The organism is Embleya hyalina, from assembly GCF_003967355.1.
In the GTDB taxonomy this organism is placed as follows: domain Bacteria; phylum Actinomycetota; class Actinomycetes; order Streptomycetales; family Streptomycetaceae; genus Embleya; species Embleya hyalina.
Window position 1 is genome coordinate 96,389 of the sequence record NZ_BIFH01000022.1, and the last position, 18,933, is coordinate 115,321.

The 18,933-nt window shown below is 64.6% G+C and carries 15 protein-coding genes; 12 read left to right on the plus strand and 3 right to left on the minus strand.

Annotated features, from left to right (window positions below):
* Window positions 1-151 precede the first annotated feature (151 nt).
* A complete protein-coding gene (locus EMA17_RS22600; RefSeq protein WP_126638931.1) occupies window positions 152-721 on the minus strand; it encodes a hypothetical protein in 570 nt (189 codons plus the stop codon).
* A 468-nt stretch (window positions 722-1,189) separates the two neighbouring features.
* Here EMA17_RS22600 and EMA17_RS22605 point away from each other — a divergent pair, with 468 nt between their 5' ends.
* Both EMA17_RS22605 and EMA17_RS22610 read left to right on the plus strand, forming a co-directional pair.
* Window positions 1,190-2,047, plus strand: coding sequence for a hypothetical protein (locus EMA17_RS22605; protein ID WP_126638932.1), 858 nt, complete (start codon window positions 1,190-1,192; stop codon window positions 2,045-2,047).
* Window positions 2,048-2,108: 61 nt separating this feature from the next.
* Entirely contained in the window at window positions 2,109-2,576 is a 468-nt protein-coding gene (locus EMA17_RS22610; protein ID WP_126638933.1) for a hypothetical protein, read from the plus strand.
* A 54-nt stretch (window positions 2,577-2,630) separates the two neighbouring features.
* On the opposite strand, the gene EMA17_RS22615 is transcribed toward EMA17_RS22610, so the two are convergent.
* Entirely contained in the window at window positions 2,631-2,849 is a 219-nt protein-coding gene (locus EMA17_RS22615; protein ID WP_126638934.1) for a hypothetical protein, read from the minus strand.
* A gap of 50 nt (window positions 2,850-2,899) precedes the next feature.
* Window positions 2,900-3,355 carry an ATP-binding protein gene (locus tag EMA17_RS22620; protein ID WP_160161506.1) on the minus strand — a complete coding sequence of 152 codons (456 nt, stop codon included), beginning with the start codon at window positions 3,353-3,355 and terminating at the stop codon, window positions 2,900-2,902.
* A gap of 468 nt (window positions 3,356-3,823) precedes the next feature.
* On the opposite strand from EMA17_RS22620, the gene EMA17_RS22625 reads away from it, so the two are divergent.
* The 10 genes from EMA17_RS22625 (at window position 3,824) to EMA17_RS22665 (ending at window position 18,891) form a co-directional block, all read left to right on the plus strand.
* The gene (locus EMA17_RS22625; protein ID WP_126638936.1) at window positions 3,824-5,431 is read left to right on the plus strand and encodes a hypothetical protein; all 1,608 of its coding nucleotides are present in this window, start codon (window positions 3,824-3,826) and stop codon (window positions 5,429-5,431) included.
* Between the two features lie 441 nt (window positions 5,432-5,872).
* Window positions 5,873-8,728, plus strand: coding sequence for a LuxR C-terminal-related transcriptional regulator (locus EMA17_RS22630; protein WP_160161507.1), 2,856 nt, complete (start codon window positions 5,873-5,875; stop codon window positions 8,726-8,728).
* Between the two features lie 310 nt (window positions 8,729-9,038).
* Window positions 9,039-9,941, plus strand: a complete 903-nt coding sequence (locus tag EMA17_RS22635; RefSeq protein ID WP_126638938.1) for a hypothetical protein — start codon at window positions 9,039-9,041, stop codon at window positions 9,939-9,941.
* A gap of 514 nt (window positions 9,942-10,455) precedes the next feature.
* Window positions 10,456-11,043, plus strand: a complete 588-nt coding sequence (locus EMA17_RS56010; RefSeq protein WP_371863033.1) for a DUF6668 family protein — start codon at window positions 10,456-10,458, stop codon at window positions 11,041-11,043.
* A 7-nt stretch (window positions 11,044-11,050) separates the two neighbouring features.
* The gene (locus EMA17_RS22640) at window positions 11,051-11,413 is read left to right on the plus strand and encodes a hypothetical protein (protein WP_126638939.1); all 363 of its coding nucleotides are present in this window, start codon (window positions 11,051-11,053) and stop codon (window positions 11,411-11,413) included.
* Between the two features lie 38 nt (window positions 11,414-11,451).
* Window positions 11,452-12,249 (plus strand): DUF8175 domain-containg protein, encoded by a 798-nt coding sequence (locus tag EMA17_RS22645; RefSeq protein ID WP_126638940.1) that lies wholly within the window; start codon window positions 11,452-11,454, stop codon window positions 12,247-12,249.
* A gap of 83 nt (window positions 12,250-12,332) precedes the next feature.
* Window positions 12,333-13,961 (plus strand): hypothetical protein, encoded by a 1,629-nt coding sequence (locus EMA17_RS22650; RefSeq protein WP_126638941.1) that lies wholly within the window; start codon window positions 12,333-12,335, stop codon window positions 13,959-13,961.
* A 31-nt stretch (window positions 13,962-13,992) separates the two neighbouring features.
* Complete coding sequence (locus EMA17_RS22655) at window positions 13,993-15,492, plus strand: SCO6880 family protein (protein ID WP_126638942.1); 1,500 nt, start codon at window positions 13,993-13,995, stop codon at window positions 15,490-15,492.
* 52 nt (window positions 15,493-15,544) lie between these two features.
* The gene (locus EMA17_RS22660) at window positions 15,545-17,140 is read left to right on the plus strand and encodes a putative type IV secretion/conjugal transfer ATPase (RefSeq protein WP_246126830.1); all 1,596 of its coding nucleotides are present in this window, start codon (window positions 15,545-15,547) and stop codon (window positions 17,138-17,140) included.
* Window positions 17,137-18,891, plus strand: a complete 1,755-nt coding sequence (locus tag EMA17_RS22665) for a type IV secretory system conjugative DNA transfer family protein (protein WP_126638943.1) — start codon at window positions 17,137-17,139, stop codon at window positions 18,889-18,891. Before EMA17_RS22660 ends, EMA17_RS22665 begins: the two co-directional genes overlap by 4 nt.
* Window positions 18,892-18,933: the final 42 nt, after the last annotated feature.

Genomic DNA, 18,933 nt, shown 5'->3' on the forward strand with positions numbered 1-18,933 from the left:
CGACTGATCTATGCGCGGGTCGTTGACCTGGCCTTTTCCCGTGGTGGAGGAGAGGGACCGTACTCGGACGGTACCGGTGAGAGTCCCTGTCATACGCTGTCCCGTCCACCTCGGGTCGTCGTCGGACAGGCCGTCCTCCCGGGGCCGGCTGTCACGAACCGTGGGACGACATCCCGGCGTAGGTCCCGGAAGAGCGCATGCCCGGGAGTATCCCGTGAGCGTCGCCGACCGCCTTCGACGTCAACGGCTCGGGGAACCGGGCGGATCGGAAGGCCCATCCGCCGTGGCGGCGCACGATGTGGCCGAAGCCGAGAAACCGTCCGGCCGTCGGGTTCCGCAGTTCGGCGGTCGCGTACTCCGATCCCGTGTTGTAGTCCTCCAGTCTCAGGCGCAGGCCGGACGGCCGCTTCGGGTGCGGCGCCGGTGTGCCGGGAACCCCCAGGTACAGCGCGATCCTGTCCAGTGTGGGCAGGGCCACGATCAGGCTCACGAGCAGTCGTGTTCTCCCGGTCAGTCGCAGTACGCCGTCGGTGGTCTCGACGTGATTTCCGTACACGTAGTGCCAGGGGTGCAGCGCCGCCCCCGTCATCGCACATCCCACGGCCAGCAGGCCGGCTCCTCCCACATCCGGCGAGCCGTCGCCGGTGGTGAGGGTGACGACCAGAGCGTTCGGCGGTGCGCCGTTGACGCCCGGTAGCGCGTCTTCCTGGAATTCGTTCACTGGGACCCCCACGCGGGCCGCCGGACACGACGCGCGGCGACACGTTCGCACCGCGTGTGGCGGCGCGACGACCCGGCGATCGCCCCTCGGACCCGTTCGACTTCGTCGAAAAACCTCGGACGGACAAATCTTGCGAAGAGATGCCCCCGGACACTTGGACAAACGCGTCCACAGCAGTCACGAAACGTATAAAAAAATCCATATCGGAGCAAAATTCATTGCGCATCGTCCACTGCCCCTGTGCGCGGTGGAGATGGGCGGGACCCGAATCAACTCAGGCGCGTTTGTCCGATTTTCGCATCGACGCATTCCGCACACTGTCCCGTGCGGCCGTGCCCCTGCCGCCACGCTCGTGAGCGGAATGGAGAAGTGGTGCGTCGATCCCGGTCCTCGGAGTTCGCCGACGCGAGGCGGGACGGAGTCGGCTCCGTGCCGTTTCGCCGACGGCGACGGCGCATCGTGAGCCTGGTGGTGCTATCCCTGCTGGTCGCGAGCGGTTGTGCCGCACAACGACCGACGAACACGCCCGAGGCTTTCCGGCAGGCCGTCACCGCCCTTGTGGGACCGGCCACCTTCAGCGCCAAAACCTGCGGAAGTCTGTTCGACGGCGACCCGAACAGCGCGCTGCTCGCCAAGGGCACGAGCACCGTACCCGCGTCGTCGGTGGCCGGGATCCGAACCAGGGCACTCGCCGCAGGCTGGCAGCCCCAAAAGCACGGCGGGTTCACGTTGGCCCTGCTCGGGCCGGACCACTACCAGATCGGTGTTCGGGTGACGGGTGACTCGGCGGTGGTGCGTGCCGAACTGGACCGCTGCAGCGTCCGAACCCGCAGCAGCATGCTCGGCAACGCCCCGCTGCCGATCCCGGAACCCGGGCAGCGGCAGTCGTTGGAACGGGCCTTCGCGCTCGCCACCCCCGTCGTTCGCGAGCTCCTTCGGGCCGCCGGCGTCGCGGCCCGCGACGACCTGTTTCCGGAGAGCGGCAGCATGTCCGATGCCGACGCGGTCCCGCCGGAGAACTGCCGGACGCCGAACGAGGGACGCCTGGGCGTGACCTGGCGGGCGGTCGCCAAGGCGGAATTGCCGGTGTCCACCGACGTCGCCGGCTTCTTCGCCCGACTGACACCGATCCCCGGCCCCGACTGGACGGTCGCCCCCGAAACGCCCCGGGACGATCCCCAGGTGAACGTGGTGACCCGCGAGGGCGTCCGGATCCGGGTCCACACCACCCGGCAGACCTCCGGGGAGGGCGGAGCGAGCCTCGAACTCCGGGTGTCCGCGGAAAGCGCCTGCGTACCCGTGACGACGACTCCCGCGGCCCCGTAGTCCCGGCTTCGCCCGCGGACCGTGCTCGTCGTCACCGCCCATCCAGCTCCCGAGGAAGCGTATGGAAACGCCCGCCTATCACCCCTTTCCGTCCGGGGAGCACCGGATCGATCCGTTCGACGTGTCCATCGGGGCCACCCAGTTCGTGCTGCTGAGCCGGGGGATCATGAGCTACGCCCACACGGCACACCCGCCCGACACACCGGGATTTCGCTGGGCCGATGTCGTCGAGGCGATCCCCCTGGGCTACACGATCCTGCGCCGAGCCCAGAAGATCGCGGTGATTCGCGACGGGGCCGTCCTGCGTACCTGGCCCAAGGTGGTCGACCGCGCCGAGGCCGACGATGTCCGCACCCGGACCTGGCTCGATACGGCCTGTGGGTACGTCGTCTTCGACGATCGTCGTTACGAGAGCGAAGGGTTCGATCGCGAGGATCACGACGGCGCGTTGGCTCGGGCGGTCGCGGTGTCGGCGATGGGGTGCGGTGCCCTGCTCTTGTACGTCTATGCGGCACAGGACTGGCACTGAGTTCACCCGTGCGTCCACCGCGTGTACCCGTGACGGGTCCGCCGGGGCGGTCGATCAGCGCATGATCGACGACAACAGGGCGACCGCCGCGCCGGGCGTGGTCTCGTCGTGGTCGGCGTCGGTCTCGGGAAACAGGGCGAGCATGTCCAGGAGTTGCCGGCAGTCCGCCGCGTCGATCGCCTGCGCGGCGACGGTTCGGCGGGCCCGTTCCCGCGTGGTCGGGGTGGGCTCGGGTCGAGCGGCGGCGGCGCCGTCGATGTCATCGGTGATCATGCGTTGCCACCTCGCGGTGCGGCGCCCGCCATGGGGGCGCGGGGCTTGCTTCAGCCGAGGCGGACCTGTCGCTGCCTCGGTATCGCGACCGACGGGGCCATACGGGCCGGCGGGCCGAAAACGGCCCAGACGGTCTTGCCCGGGTCGTGCCATTCGATCGTAATCCCGCCGTCGTACTCCTCCAGGAGGGCCTCCACGATCATCAGACCCCGTCCGTCGACGTCTTCGTCGTCGCAAGACCCGCTCGAAAGGGGTGGTCCGGGGTGGCAGTCGCGCACGCCGATGCGCAACCGGCCGACACCGTCGAGTTCCAGCAGGACGGTCACGAAAGGGGTGAGATGACCGGCGTGGCTGACGGCATTGGTGATCAATTCCGATGCCACGAGCCGCACGGTCTCCTCGTCGTGCCTTCGCAGGCCCCAGGAGGTCAGCACACGCACGGTCCGGCGGCGCGCGTCCGCGACTCGACTTTCGATCGCGGGGATCGCGAACATGTGTCTGCGCACGCCGGCTGGGATCATCTCGGTCCCTGATTCGTTCCTGGTCGAGCCGTGGACGGCCCGGCTTCGGGGCTCTCGTCGCTCCGGGGTGGACGAGAGGGTTCATCAGTATGCGAGCGTCGAGGACGCCGAACATCACCCAAGTGGCCGATAGTGGTTTTGGCTTCCGTACACCGTGAGATGTACGGCACGGCCCCTGTCGCCACCACGAGGATCGCGACTCGGCGCCGTCGTGTATTTGCAAGTCCGTCCGGGCCGTCCCGGTCGAGACTGCGTCGCGATGGCTTGGTCGTCATCGATACCGGGGGCCCGTACAGCCACAACTCCCGGATGACGACGCGAGTCGTCCGCAGACGCCCGGATCGCCGGTCACCCACCATGGTTGCCCCAACAGGCGTGGTGTCGTCGTCCGGGCGTCGAGACTTCCCCGTGTGCGCCGTCGCGTGCATCCCCGATCGGAGGGCGAGACCTCGCATGCGCAAGGGATGGACGGCCTGGGTCGTCGGCGTCACGGTGAGCCTGGCGCTCTCGGGATGCAGCGGTGACGGCGGTGGCGGTCCCGTGCCCGGGGAGGGTGCCCGGGAATCGGTCTCGGTGGGGCCGGCACCGGCCGATGTCGCCACGGTGGCCCCGGTCGACGATCACCCCGTGGACGCCGCGCGTGCGGCTCTGCGGCGCCTGGACGCCTGCGCGTTGATCGACCGGTCCGTGACGGCGAGCACGGGCATGGCCGACAAACTCTGGCAGTTGCCCGACAGCCCCCACTCCTGCACGGTGACCGACAAGCCGTTGATCGGCAGTCGGATCAGTGTGCAGGCGGGATATTCACTGAGTCGTGCGCAGCGATACCGTGCGGAACCGATCACCGCGGGCCGGGCGAAGGCGTACCTGGATCGTGCCGAACTGCCCTCGCGGTGCCGCGTGGACCTGCCGGTCGGCCGCACGTTGTCGATCCGGTTCACCTACGAACTCGCGCACGGGACCACCGGGGACGCGTGCGGCTCCGTGAAGGCCTTCGCCGAGGCGGGCGCGGGACTGCTCGCGGGCGGCGGGCCGGCCGAGGGTGATCCCGGGAAGCGCCCGCTGGTCGATCGGGAGGCGTGCACCGTCATGCGCGGGGCGTTGGCCGCCGACGCGGAACGGTTCACGATCGCGGAGAACGGCATCTACGCGCTCGACAGCTGCACGGCGACGCCCAAGGACACCAAGGTGTTGCGACGCGGGATCGACCTGGAGGTCAAATACACCACCGATCCGATGGGCGGGACCAACGTGGTGACCCGGGCCGTCGGCACCAGGCAGGCACGGGTCACCACGTACTCCGGTGCCTGCAAACTCGAATGGAGCCAGGGGGCGTCGGGTCTCGGCGGCACGCTGAACGGCTTCACCGTGGTGGCCCTCAAGGCCGAAAGTTGCGACGCGGCGGCCGACCTGGCCGCGAGGATCGTGCCGCTGCTGGACGGCGCGGCGACGCCCGACGGGCAGGAACCGGCGCGGCGGCTGCTCTACGCGCCGGAGGAGTCCGACTCCTCGGCGGTGGGCGCGTGCGTCGACTTCCTCGCCGACGATTCGTTCCCGTGCACGCCGTACGACTCGCTGCCGGTTCCCGCGACGATCCAGGGTGTGCTCGACGGCGCCGACGACCCCCGCATGGGATGTGCCCTCGCCGCAGACGCGGTGAGGGAGGTGTTGGGCGACGCGTACCGGGCCGTGCTCTGGGGGCAGAGCTGCTTCTTCGTCGAGCCCACGCACACTTCCGTACTGCGCGTCGACGTCGACGCCCGCGCGATGGCCCGCGCGTACGGAGGCGACTCCAAATCCTCCGCGGATCGCCGGGAGGTCGACGTGGCCGGCAAACCCGCGGTCACCTTCCGGACCGGTGGTGGCAACGGCAAGCCCGCGACGGGGTATTCCGTCTACGTCGCGCTCGCGGGCGACGTGAACACTCCCGGCATCGTGGCCGGTCGCCTCGAGGCGCTCCCGGCTCGCGGACTGGGCACCGGGGCGGTTCCGGACACCACCGGACTGCCGCGTTTGGATCAGGTCATGACCAAGCTCGTCGCGAGCCGACTCCCCCGGTAGCCGCACCGACGTCACGGGTGTTCGGCGCTCCCACCACCCCCCGGGCCTTGACGCCCGCGACGCCTTCACCTGTGGGCGCATCAACCCGCAGGACGTGAGGGTGTGCGGTCGTGGCGTGTTTGTCCGAGCCACCGATGTGCTTCGGCGACCAGCATGAGCGCGCCCTGTCCTGGCAACCGTCATAGGTCGTCCGCGCGTCCGCGACGATTCGACGCGGTTGCTTCCGCGCCGAGGTCACCACTCGTGTGGGCGATTCGGGGGGAGATCCGGTGCGACGTTCGCCTACCGGATCGGCGGGAGTCGGCGGTAGCACCGGGCAGGGCGATCGGAGTGCGGCGCGGACGTCGACGACGGCCCCGGTCGCGGCGCCGGCGCGTACCGTGGTGGTTGTCGCATCGGCGGGGACCATCACGGGTATTCGGCGTTTCATGGGAGGCCGTGATGGTGGGTAGCGCCGATTCCGCCGCGAAGGTGCCCTGGCCGGTGATCCTGACGAGTTTTGTCGGGCGCGAGGGGGAACTGGGCGAGCTGCGCGCACTCCTGCGTCGTGACCGTCGCCTGTTGACGCTGGTCGGACCGGGCGGCATCGGAAAGACCCGGCTGGCCCTGCGGCTGGCCTCGCACGAGGTCGGGCAACCGCCCGCCGATGTGGTGTTCGTGGACCTGGGGGCCCTGGGTCAGGAGCACCTGGTCGACGCGGCGGTCTCGGACGCGGTCGCCCCCGAGGCCGGTCCCGGTCACACACCCCTGCGCACGGCCGCCCGTCGGTTGTGCGAACGTTCGGCCCTGGTGGTGCTGGATACCTGCGAACACCTCCCGTTCGCCGCAGCCCGGGTGGCCCGAACGTTGATCGAGCGGTGTCCCGATGTGCGTGTGGTGGCGACCAGCCGCATTCCGCTGCGTACCGACGGCGAGCGGGTGTGGCGGGTGCCGCCGTTGGCCGTCGGTGACCGGTACTCCCCCGGGCCCTCGGAGGCGGCGCGGCTGTTCGTCGATCGGGTTTCCCTCGTGTGTGGGGATCTCGACTTCTCCGAGTCGATGTGGAGCGAGGTGGAACACATCGTCCGGGCGTTGGACGGCTTTCCCCTGGCCATCGAACTTGCCGCCGCCCGCACGCGAATGATGACGCTCGGCGAGATCGCCGCCGGCTTGGACCTGCGGTTCCTCAGCGGGGGTCCGGCGCGTGGTCAGCCCCGCCACCAAACGATGCACCGCTGCCTCGACTGGAGCTACGCCCTGCTCTCCGGGAGGGAGAAGATGCTGTTCGCCCGGTTGTCGGTGTTCGCCGAGGGGTGGACCGCCGAGGCCGCGGCGGAGGTGTGTGCCGGTGGGGAGCTGACCGCCGAACGGGTTCTCGCCTCGTTGACGGCGCTGGTGGACAAGTCGTTGGTGGTGCGGTTCGCGGTGTCTTCGGGGGATCGTTTTCGCATGCTTTCGCCGATGCGGCAGTACGCTGCGGCCTTGCCGATGGGGTTTCCGGAGTCGGGCGGGCCGACGGGGTCGGTGGGGTCGGTGGAGTCTGTGGGATCGACCGAGTCGGCGTCGCCGGGTGGCCCGGTCGATACGGCGGCCCGTCATCTGGCGTATTTCGTGCGCTTCGCCGAGCGGGCCGACGCGGGGTTGTGGGCCCTGCGTCCTCGGGAACGCCGGTTGCTCGAGGTGGAGATGCCCAACCTGCGGGCGGCCCTGGACGAGGGATGCCGGCTGGGTTCGACCGACGCGTTGCGCATCACCGCCGCCCTCGGTTCGTACTGGCGCGCGCGGGGTTCCCTGGCCGAGGGGGTCGAGGCGACGGCGAGGGCGTTGGCCGCGGTTCCTTCCGTGCCGCATCCGGCGCGTGCGATGACGCTCGCCGTTCGGGCGACCCTGTCCTTTTGGATGGGCGACCTCGAGACCACTCGGGCGGCCGCGACGGAGGCGATCGAGGTCGCGAAGGTGGTTCGGGACAAGCGGGCCCGCTCGCATGCCCTGTTGCGGCTGGCCAACTTCACGGCGATCACCGATCCACCGCTCGGGCAGCCCATCCTGCGCGAGGCGGTCGAGTTGGCCAGGGCGTGCGACGACGTCCCGGCACTCGCCGATGCCCTGGGCAGTTTGGCCATGACCCTGCTGTGGCAGGACGATTTCGCCGCCATGGCGCGCACGGCCGAGGAGGCGCTGGCCGTCGCCGTGCCGGTCGACTTTCAGAGTGTGCGGTCGCTGACCCTGTGGTGCCTGGCGCACGGGGCGCGGGCGAGGGGCGATCTCGACGAGGCGGTACGGCTGGCACGCGCGATGACGCCGCCGGAGGACGACGCGGCGGACTCGGACGGCGACGGTGAGGCGGGATCGTTCACCCGCAGCTGTCGGATCCAGGTGCTCTCACTGGTTGCCGCCATGCGCGGCGACGCGGCCGGTGCGCGTGCGCTCGCCCTGGCCGACCTCGCGCGCCTGGAGCAGGAACCCATGCGTTGGGGCACCGGGCTGCTCACCTACGCACTCGCCTTCGCCGCACTCGCGGCGGGCCGCCTGGACGAGGCCCGCGACCTCGCCCGGCGGCTCGACGCCGGGGAGAGCGGGGGCTCCTCGCATCTGGCCGCCCAGGCGCACTCGATCCTGATGTTCGCGGCCCTGGCCGATGGCGACGCGGCGGCGGCCCGCGCCCATGCCGCCGACGTCGTCGGTGTCGCCGACCGCCTCGGCAACCATCGTGCGCTCGCGATCGCGACCCTGGGCGAGGCTCGCGCCGCCCTGCTCGTCCCGGACGCCGGCAGCGCGGAACCGGCCGCGCTGAAGGTCTTGGCCCACGCCCTCGACGAGGGATGGTGGCCGGAGGCGGTCACCGCCCTGGAGTTCACCGCGGCCGCCGCCGTGGAACGCGGCGAACACGCACGCGCCACGCGCCTGTTCGCGGCCGTCGACACGGCCCGTCGGACACGGGGCATGGTCCGTGTCCCCGCCGAGACCACCTATTGGGAAGCCCTCCGCGCTACCGCCGGCGAGGGCCTGTCCGAGCCCGACCGTCGTCGAGCCCTCGCCGAGGGCGCGGCCATGTCCCTGTCACAGGCCGCCGACCACGCCCGCACCACCCACAACCCGCGGGCCCGGGCAACCCGAGGCTGGGAAAGCCTCACCCCCACCGAAACCCGAGTGGCCCTCCTGGCCGCCGACGGCCTCTTGAACCCCGAAATCGCCGAGCAACTCTTCGTCTCCCGCGGCACGGTCAAGATCCACCTGTCCCACATCTACACAAAACTCTCCCTCACCAACCGCACCGAACTCGCCGCCTACATCCACGCCCGCCGTCCTCACACATGAGGGGATTAGCACGGTCCACATGACAGAGGTAGGCCAGTGGCATCACGATATTGATCGGACCTGCTACAGGCAGGTCGGGAAGACGGTGCCGCGTTCTCGAAGATGGTGCACGCGGTCCCGGGGTCCAGGACGGCGCATTTTTCCTATGCGTCCGCCAATGCTGATCACAGGATAACTTGGGGAAGTGGGACTTGGCCCTTGTATCCGACCCGACAAGCGAGTCCATAGATTCCCTGTTTCCGACAGCACCTCGTGTACAGGAGTCATGGTGTCTGGCACAACGCGACGGGGAGAGGTACCGAGATTCGGGTTGCGATTTTCGCTGGGCGCGAGAGTCTCCCGCGGCGCCGGCAGGCGGTTCCTCGGATCATTGCTGTGCCTCGTCGTCATATCACTCGCATGCGTCTCCAGTGCACAGGCCGATGCCTACGATGATGGGTATCGAGATGAATGGAAAAACTGCATATTGATTCCGCAGGATCTCGAAGGAATAACTTTCGGAATATTCTGCAACGGTCGAGGGCCTGAAAGCTTCCAGGTCAGGCGAAAAGGCTGGGGTGTGCGCTTTTGGTGTCCGAAATATGAAACCTCGACAAGCTTCTGGGAAAAGCAGGGCGGCAGCTATCAGAATGAATATGCGGAGGACTTGACGGCCCAGAATCTAATCGCCGAATGCCAGTGGGACGAGGGACGAACTCGGATGGTGGCATGGCTTGAACGCTATCGAAAAAATGGTGGCCCCGACACGGGAACCATAAATAGCAATCCATGTCTTTCTCTTACGAGAACCAGTGATCTGGATGTGTGCGCCGATGTAACGAAATCAAACTTCGAAAATCTCGAAACGAATCCTTGCAAGCACCGACTTCCCGGATCTACAGTGCCGGTTCTCACGCCCTCCGATCAAATTGTCTGCAGAAATGCCAACTATTGGTTCGAGCTTCGCGGTGGGGGTCGGGGTGACAAGAATTCATACAGCCGATACGACTATTCTGCCCCATCGAGTTTTGCCGGACCCATCGGGGAGCTATTGGGGTTGGCGGTCTGGGTCGGAATACTGTGCTGCTTCATGGCGGTGTTGTGGTGCGTAGCGCAGTTGGCCATGGCGTATCAAAGCGGCGGTCACGTCGGCGGTGGGGTGTTGCATGCTCTCGTGGGGGCGCTCCTCGTCGGCAGCGCTTCAGGAATAATCCATTTTGTGCTTATTGGGTGAAATACCCAGGTTTCGATCAAATATTCCGTATCTCCACTGCCCCGTAAATCTCCACGGATTGGCTGTGCGGTGCCCCAGGGACCCGGCCGTGCCTCCGATCGGCACCGTGTAACGTGTCGCGAATTTACTAGGTTTGCGGATCGCACCTCGTCGATACTGACTTTGAAGCCATTCGAACGGAGGCGTTCGTAAAACCGGGCGTCGCTTGGATTCGATCACTCGGCGCGACGGGATCAACTTGCCGCAGGCGTCGGATTGACGAGGTGATCATCACGACTCCATTTGCCCAAGCCCGACGGGAGATACTCCGCCGTCGAGATTGCGCGTGAAGACCCACCGGCCTTTGAACCCAGGTGTGGGTGGACACGACGGCAATTCGCCATGGCGAAGCGAAGGCGTCTTTCTCGGATGTCGATAAAGTCTGATCGAACCTGGATCGGATCCCGAGAGGGCTTCGACTTGCCGGCTTTCGCCGTACGCAATCACGAGGAAAGCCATGACATCCAAGCCTCCGATGAGCAACCCATGGATCACAGCGAAAGTGCCTCTCGAGGCGGAGGCGCGTACTCCAACCGGCAAGAGGAAATCACATCATGTGGCTGCCGAGCGCTCGTACGTCTTGCCTGGTGATCCTGCGGGCCGACTTCCCCAATGGAGCGTACCGTCGAGTCGGAATGTGCCATGGTGGTGGACGGGCTGCCATGGGGGTGCCGGCGTGAGCAGTCTCGCTGCCACTATCCCGGCGGGAATCGACGCGGGTCGACGTTGGCCCGTGCCGACAGACGACTCCGCGTCCCGGGTACTACTCGTGGCCAGATCCCATGCTCCGGGACTACGCGCGGCACAGGGTGCAGCTCGCCAATGGGCTTCGGGGACCATACCGCAGGTCCATCTCCTCGGATTGGTGGTCGTCGCGGATGCCCCAGGAACGCTGCCTCGCCCCTTGAGGGACCTGTTGCGATTGCTTACCGGTGCCTTTCCGGCGATATGGACCGTGCCGTGGATCGAAGAATGGCGATTCGGCACGGCCTCCCCGTCCCACTCGCCGGCTTCCTTGTCCCGGCTTGCCAAGGCTTTGCTGACATATGTCGGCAAGAATTGAGACACGCATGCTTATCGACCTGTTTTCAACCACTCACAACCTATTCCATATGCTTGTGGGTAGTGCCTCGATCGAGCCTTCGTCAGCCTTTGGCCTGCTTCAGGACATACCCCAACCAGTCGATTTCGACAACAATGTCACGGACGACATGAATCAGCAACTGGGGCGCATCATTGGCTTTGTAGTCTGGACGATATTGATTCTCGCATTCTTCTCCACTCTGGCTTGTGTTGCCATGATTGTCAAGGCACACAAAGACGGAGGTGAGGCTCCTGTCAAAGGTTTCGTATTTTCGGTTACGGCGGTTGTCATGTCCGGCAGTGTCGTATCCATTTTCAATTGGGTGATCGACGGGCCTGGTGCGGGTTGATAAAGTAAATTCGACACAGAAGTAGGCACGGGTTTCGCATGAAAGGAAAACGGAGCGGCCTCGATACTGCACTCGAAGAGGAGCGCAGTCCCTTCATGAAGCCGGGGTTCATTGCCTCGGCTCTTTTGATGATCTTCGTTGTCCTGTGCGTGGCGGTCATTGCTTTCGATGGTTATCGATCTTCTCCGCCCGTGAAAGGAGACCAGGATTCCCCTGCAGCGGTCGGGGTAGTTGTCACGGAGCCTCCGATCGATCGTGCGGCGGGCTCTGCGGGACCATGTCCGATATCTGCACTGCACGATGCAGTCCGCCCGGCGACTGCTCCGTCCGGTGTCAGGTGGGAGATCTTTCGTACCCTTTCACTTCCCTATTCCGTCGCTGCGGGCCCGAAGCGGATCCAAGGCGAGGTCGCGCGTTGTTTCGAACATACGCCGACCGGAGCTCTTTTCGCTGTCGCCCATATAACGGCCCGCTTCATCCTTTCGCCGGAATGGAACAGCGTCGTCAAGTATCAGGTTGTCTCGAATTCTGAAGTCGAGAGATATCGAATGATTCGACTGGGCGAGGAACTGGAAGCAGGAACCCCGGCGATCCCGAGGTCGGGCGAAGTGACCCAACTGGCCGGATTTAAATTCGTTCGCTACACCGGCGATTCGGCGGAGATAGCGATAGCACGTCGAGATATGCAAGGTCTGCTCATTGCGTTCCATCAGACCGTCGTGTGGGAGAACGGCGATTGGAAGCTGGTACTTGGAGCGAATGGTACGGATTCCACATCGGTCGAACGCCTGAATTCGCTGATGGATTTTGTTCCGTGGGGGGATGCCAGGCGATGACATCTGAATCAAGACTCCCTCGGGAGAGTACGTGGACGTCGCGATTCTCTGCTCTCGGGACGCCGCTGCTGCATCGTATGAGCGTGGTGATTCTTGCCGTGGCCGTACTTCTTATTTTGCAGGGATTCCACACCGGCTCCGCCGTGACTCCGAAGCCTGCAACTGCTCCAACCCTTCGCCCCATTGAGCAACCTTTTGATAATACATGCATGTGGATGCCGGATAATGTGGTGGGTACCTGGTGGTATTACTACTGTGCTCCGACCAAGCCGGGGGACCCGCCGACGTACAAAAAGGTGTCGGGGGTGTACATACTCGGAAGCCCGAATGCTCAGGAAGCCCAGGACGCCTGGGTTCGTGCAAGTAAAGTGAAAGGCGAAGCTCTGGCCAACTCCATCGGAAAGCCGGATCCAACGTCGTCTCAGCAGCATCGTTCGTTCGTCATGCCGGGCTCGGAAGGCACCCCCGACCCATGCGATCTCATGAATGGAACCCATGGTGGTGCAGGCCTGAAGCGAGAATTCAGTAGATGTATCTATGTGAAAAATCTACTCGAGCAGAGGAATAATCCGTGCGGAGAGATTCCGGTGCCAGAATTGCGGGGTATATGCCTCAATGAACATCCGGAATGGACGGCAATGTCGAGGCCGCTCGACCCTGGGACTCTTCCTTCCTGCAGTAGGAATGGGGGGTCCATCTGTACAAATAATCACCCCACCTCCCTGGAGGGGAAGAAGGAAGGAGAGGAGAAGGACTTTGTAGAGGACCCGATCGGATGGATTCGTGACGCGAGTCTGGACGCCGTTCAGATCACCACGCTCTGGTGGGTGACGGCGCCGGACCCTCTGATCTCGACGAATGACAAGGACTGCAAACCGGATAAGGAACCGGTCAAGGTGCGGCATGCAGCGTTGCCGTGCAGTGGCAATACAGTGAGTTTCTTGACCAGGCATACCAACGCACTTACTTATGGCCTGTCCATTCTCTGTGTCGTCCTTGCGGGTGTGAAATTGGCCTTCAGCCGAGATGTCGGCTCGGTCAAGGATGCCATCAAAGGTGTGCTCACTTTGATTCTGGTCGCCGGAAGTACTGTTTTCCTGGTCAATGTGACAGTGCGAATGGGGCAAGGTTACAGCGATTGGATCGTGCTCGAAGGCCTCGCCCCCGACGCTGGAGGAGGCGCTGACCCGGATCAGGAACTTCAACTCGCCATAGGAAAGTTTACTCAGGGTCTGGATCAGATCACGTCGTTCCCCGTTTTCATGATGGCTGTCGTCATAATTGTTCCCTCCAATGTCGTCGAATTCGGAATGATGACGGTCCCGAGTTTTATCGCCCCGGTGATGGTGGGCGTCATGCCACTTTTTGCGTCGGTTTCCTCGACGGCATATGGAAGGGCACTTCTTCGGACCAATATCACCGGTCTTGCAGCTTTTGTTCTTTTGAAGCCCGCAACTGTGACCATATTCGTGGCCGGCGCTAAACTATGGGCGCCACCCGGCGGTGCTCAACTGCAGTGGGCAGAGCAATTCCGCGGCCTGATCGTCTTGGTCCTTGTCACATGGCTCGGTCCCGCCACGGTGCGATTCGTCTTCACCATCATCGGTCCCGCCACGGGCTCCACGTCGGCAAGAACCGAGGCAACCTCCTTCACACTCACGACCGGGGCGAGGGTCGTTGCCTCCGGGGCAAACCTTATTCGTCATCGGTAGATCATCCGGAATCGGGAATGGAGGAGGCACGTTGAGCGACACCTCGAGACAGGAAACTCGCACTTACGGAAACTGGCGTAAGCCGACTTCTCCGGGCCTCGGTCGTCTCGGTTTCGCAGGAACCGCAGCCGGGATCGTCGGCCTGCTCTTCATGATCATCGTATCGATGTTCTCCTTCAAAGCCGCGCTCGTGGTCGGTGGATTGATCGCCCTCGCTTTGTCACCACTGGTGTTTCGGGACAAGCACGGTCGAAACGGCCTCAAGTGGATCGTCGCTCGAATGGCCTGGGCGCAGGGAAAAGCGCAGGGACAGCACCTCTATCGATCCGGACCTCTCGGTCGCATCCCCATGGGGACCTGCAAGCTTCCCGGATTGCTCGCAACCAGCGCCCTGTACGAGGCGCACGACGCCTACGGTCGACCTTTCGCGATCGTCACCACGCCCTCGACCAATCATCACACCATCGTCCTGACCTGTAGTGCGGACGGTGCTTCACTGGTCGATGTCGAACAAGTCGACGTATGGGTCGCCTATTGGGGACTGTGGCTTTCGCAGATAGGCCATGAACCGGGCATCGTCGCTGCTTCCGTGACGATTGAATCCGCCCCGGATACGGGTGAGCGTCTTCGCAGTGAACTGGAATTCAGCCTCCATCCCGACGCGCCCCCACTCGCCAAGCAGGTTCTCCAAGAGGTGACCGAGGTCTACGGCCGCGGTTCGGCGCAGGTGACGACACGCGTGGCGCTGACCTACTCGGGTGCCGCTCGCGCAACACGAGCGAAGCGCACGGCACAGGAGATGGCGGTTGACCTGGGGATGCGGCTGCCGGGCTTGTGCAACAGCCTGCAGATGACGGGCGCGGGCCCGGCCCGCCCGATGACCGGCCCCGAGATGACGCAAATGGTTCGTATCGCCTATGACCCCACCGTCGCGCCCTTCATCGAGAGAGTCGACGCCACCGCTCGAGGCGATCTCCGTTGGGATGACGCAGGTCCCACGGCGACACAGGAGGGGTGGGGTTACTACCGTCACGACAGCGCCTTCTCGGTGACTTGGGCAATGTCGGAAGCCCCACGGGGTGAAGTCTATTCGAGTGTGCTGTCCCGACTGGTTGCCCCACATCCGGACATCATGCGCAAGAGGGTCACCCTTCTGTACCGCCCTCACAATCCGGCAGCAGCGGCGCACCTGGTGGAACGCGACCGCAAGGACGCGATCTTCAAGGCCAGACAGTCGAAAAGAGGCAACGCCCGAGATTCCGTCGCGGTACAAGCCGCGGAACAGGCGGCTCGTGAGGAGGCAACCGGCGCCGGGCTCGTGCGTTTCGCGATGCTGATCACCGCCACCGTGCAGGAAGCCGAGGATGTGCGACTCGCGGCGTCTGCCATCGACAACCTCACGGCATCGTCACGGATTCTGGTCCGGCGTGTGTACGGCTCCCAGGCCTCGGCGTTCGCCGCAGCTCTTCCACTCGGCCTGGTTCTGCCCCAGCACTTGAAGGTGCCACAGTCCGTCCAAGAGGCCATGTGATGCAACAACTTCCCTCATGCAGTGAATGTCACCCTATTCAGGGGCTTGTGTCGTGAAGAAGGAACGTACTCGCATCAGCGAACAGTTGACCGAGGAGTCCATACGGGACGTGCCCGCCGATGACCGGCGCTCCGTCGATGCGCGCGGGCGACGACGGGCGTTCGGGAAAGTGAAAGGTCCCACGGTTCGGATTTCTCGGGCAGGTGCTCGTGGTTTCGCCGGTTGGGGTCGCGGTGCCGCCTCGTATGTGGAGGCGCCGGCGGAATGGAGGGGAACCACCGTCCAGGTCTGTGGACTGTGGCCGTTCGGATCCGGATCGGGTACGCCGAGCATCGGGATTCCGCTGGGACGTTCGCTGGCCGGCGGTTCGACTGTTTGTTGCGACCCCGTCAACTGGTTCACGCGGGCCAACCTCGTGCTGAACCCCAGCGAGTTCGTGTTGGGTAAACCTGGCCTCGGTAAGTCGACCGTCGTTCGTCGTCAAGCCCTTGGCCTGGCGGGGTACGGGGTTCATCCTGTGGTCTTCGGAGATCTGAAGCCGGACTACGTGGACCTGATCCATGCGCTGGGCGGACAGGTCATTCCACTCGGTCGTGGGCGCGGGTATCTCAATGTGTTGGATCCCGGTGAGGTCACCGAGGCGGCTCTGAGGTTGCCGATGAGTTCCCGAACGGCTCTGCTGGCGGAGGCCCATGGGCGTCGCCTGACGGCGGTCGCGTCGCTGATCACCGTACTGCGTGGACACCCTCCCACCGATCGTGAGGAAACCATCCTCAATACGGCACTCGAGGTGCTTCACGAACGGCATACGGGGGTTCCGGTGCTCTCGGATCTGCTTCGTCTGCTGCAAGAAGCGCCGGATCCGGTTCGCAATGCGGCTTTGGACCGGGGTGAGATGGCGCGGTATCGCGAGATCACCGAAGACTTGGAGGCCTCCCTGATAGGCCTGTTGGGGGGTGGTCGGCTCGGTGAGTTGTTTGCGCGCCCGACCACCGAACCCATGCGCCGTGACCGTCCAGTGTGTTTCGACGTGAGCACCATCGACGACTCGGAGGCCCAACTCCAGGCGGCGGCACTGCTCGCGTGCTGGAGCTATGGGTTCGGGGCCATCTCGGTCGCCCACGCGCTTTCCGATGCCGGTCTGGAACCCCAACGTCACTACTTTGTCATTTTGGACGAGCTGTGGCGCGTGCTGCGTTCCGGCCGCGGGCTCGTGGACCGAGTGGACGCGTTGACGCGTCTGAATCGTCAACGAGGTGTGGGACTGGCCATGATCACGCACACCATGTCGGATCTTCTCGCGTTGGCTGCCGAGGAGGACCGCATGAAAGCGAAGGGATTCGTCGAACGCGCGGGCATGGTGATCTGCGGCGGGCTTCCGGCGGCCGAAATGCCTCAGCTGAACGAGGTGGTGCATCTGACCGGAGCGGAACAACAAATGCTGGTCGATTGGTCGACGCCTCCCTCCTGGGACGACGCCGCCGGACGGGGAGCGGCTCCACCCGGTCGAGGGAAGTTCATGGTCAAGGTCGGTGGGCGTCCCGGTATCCCCCTCGAGGTCGAACTCACCGAGGCTGAACTGGGAATCAACGACACGAATCGTAGATGGACCAGGGTTCCCGACGACACCCGAAGGGAGACCCCATGAGTGCGACGAAGAGAAAACGCGGTCCGGATCCGTTTACCGACTGGTATCTCATAGGCACCGTGCTGGCGGTGCTCATGGTGGTCACCGGCGTGATGTGGCTCGGGGCCGCAGCAGGAACCGCTCCGAACGAGTCCGGACCGCCGCCACCACCAGCCATCGTGTTTCTTATGATTGTCGGCGACTATCGGTGGCCGGGCGTCGACGCCACGCTGATCACCGCAGTGCTGGGTGTGGCTGCTTCAAGTGTTCTCGGGGCATTCGCCGCGCTCGTGATGAGCTTGCGCAGGAAGCAGGTGCCGATTGATCGGGCGGTCCCGTATCTCGCACGTCCTCGGGAGCTCACAGCGGCCACCACGAAAGGTGTTCGCTCCAAGGCCGAGAACTTCGGCGTGTCGGCTCGGGAGATGCCGGGTGTCTACATTGGCAGGGCTGTGCGGCACGGGATCGATGTATGGGGTTCATGGGAGGACATGCACGTCGACATATGGGGGCCGCGGACAGGCAAGACGACGGCACGTGCCATTCCGAATATCGTTGCAGCGCCCGGTGCGGTTGTCGTTACATCCAATAAACGCGACATTGTCGACGCGACACGCCTATCTCGGTCCAGGCGCGGCGAGGTGTGGATATTTGATCCCCAGAATCAGGCGGGAGGCAAACCCACCTGGTATTGGGATCCCTTGACCTATGTCGGCGACAGTATCGTCAAGGCAACCAAGTTGGCCGGCCGGTTCGCATCCATCAATCGACCGTCGCATGCTCGCAGTGACGCCTACTTCGAACCGGCGGCGGAGACGTTGATCTCCAATCTGCTTTTGGCGGCCTCGGTCAACGGTGACGAGATCACGCGCGTGTACACGTGGCTGACACGGCCGACCGACACCACTCCCGAGCGAATCCTGCGCGCGGCTGGGCATACACCCTCGGCGGACGCCGTGGACGGTGTGATCACCGCCCCTGATCGGCAGCGGGCCGGCGTGTACGGCACCGCTCTTCAGATCGTTTCCTTCCTGATCGCACCCACAGTGACCGCTTGGGTGACTCCAGGAGATCAGCCCAATCGGCCATCGTTCGACTACAAGGCCTTCGTACGCGGCGGTGACACGATCTACCTCCTCTCCGAGGAGACGAACAAGATGGCGGCGCCGCTGGTGGTGGCGTTGACGGCTGCTCTGGCCGAGGAGGCGGAGAACGCCGGACTCGACCAGCCCGACGGTCGACTCCCCATTCCCATGCTTTTCGTCTTGGACGAGGCGGCGAACGTATGCCCGTGGAAGGCATTGCCCGATAAATACTCGCACTTCGGGTCACGAGGCGTGGTGATGATGACGATTCTCCAGTCGTGGGCTCAGGGAGTGGCGGCGTGGGGGGATGTCGGGATGGCCAAAATGTGGGGCGCGGCGAATGTTCGGGTCTACGGTGGAGGCGTTCTCGATACCAAGTTTTTGGGCGACCTCTCCAGTGCGTCGGGTACCTTCGAGCCGGGGACCATCAGTTACTCGAGGAAGTCGTCGGACTTTTTCGAGAAGAACATCAGTAGAGCATCCCGAGCCGAATCCGTTCTCGACGTGGCCGACCTCGCCTCAATGCCGAGGGGGCGAGCATTCGTGCAGTTCAGCGGTACCAAACCTGTTCTGGTCAAGCCCGTACCGTGGTGGGAGGGGAGCTATGCCGACGAGATTCGCCTGTCTTTGGCTCAATTCGCACCGCAGGGTGAAGGACATCGTACCCATGTCATGAAGGCGTCATAAAAGAAAACTCTTGATTCAAGGTGGCCGTTCTCGAACGGATGG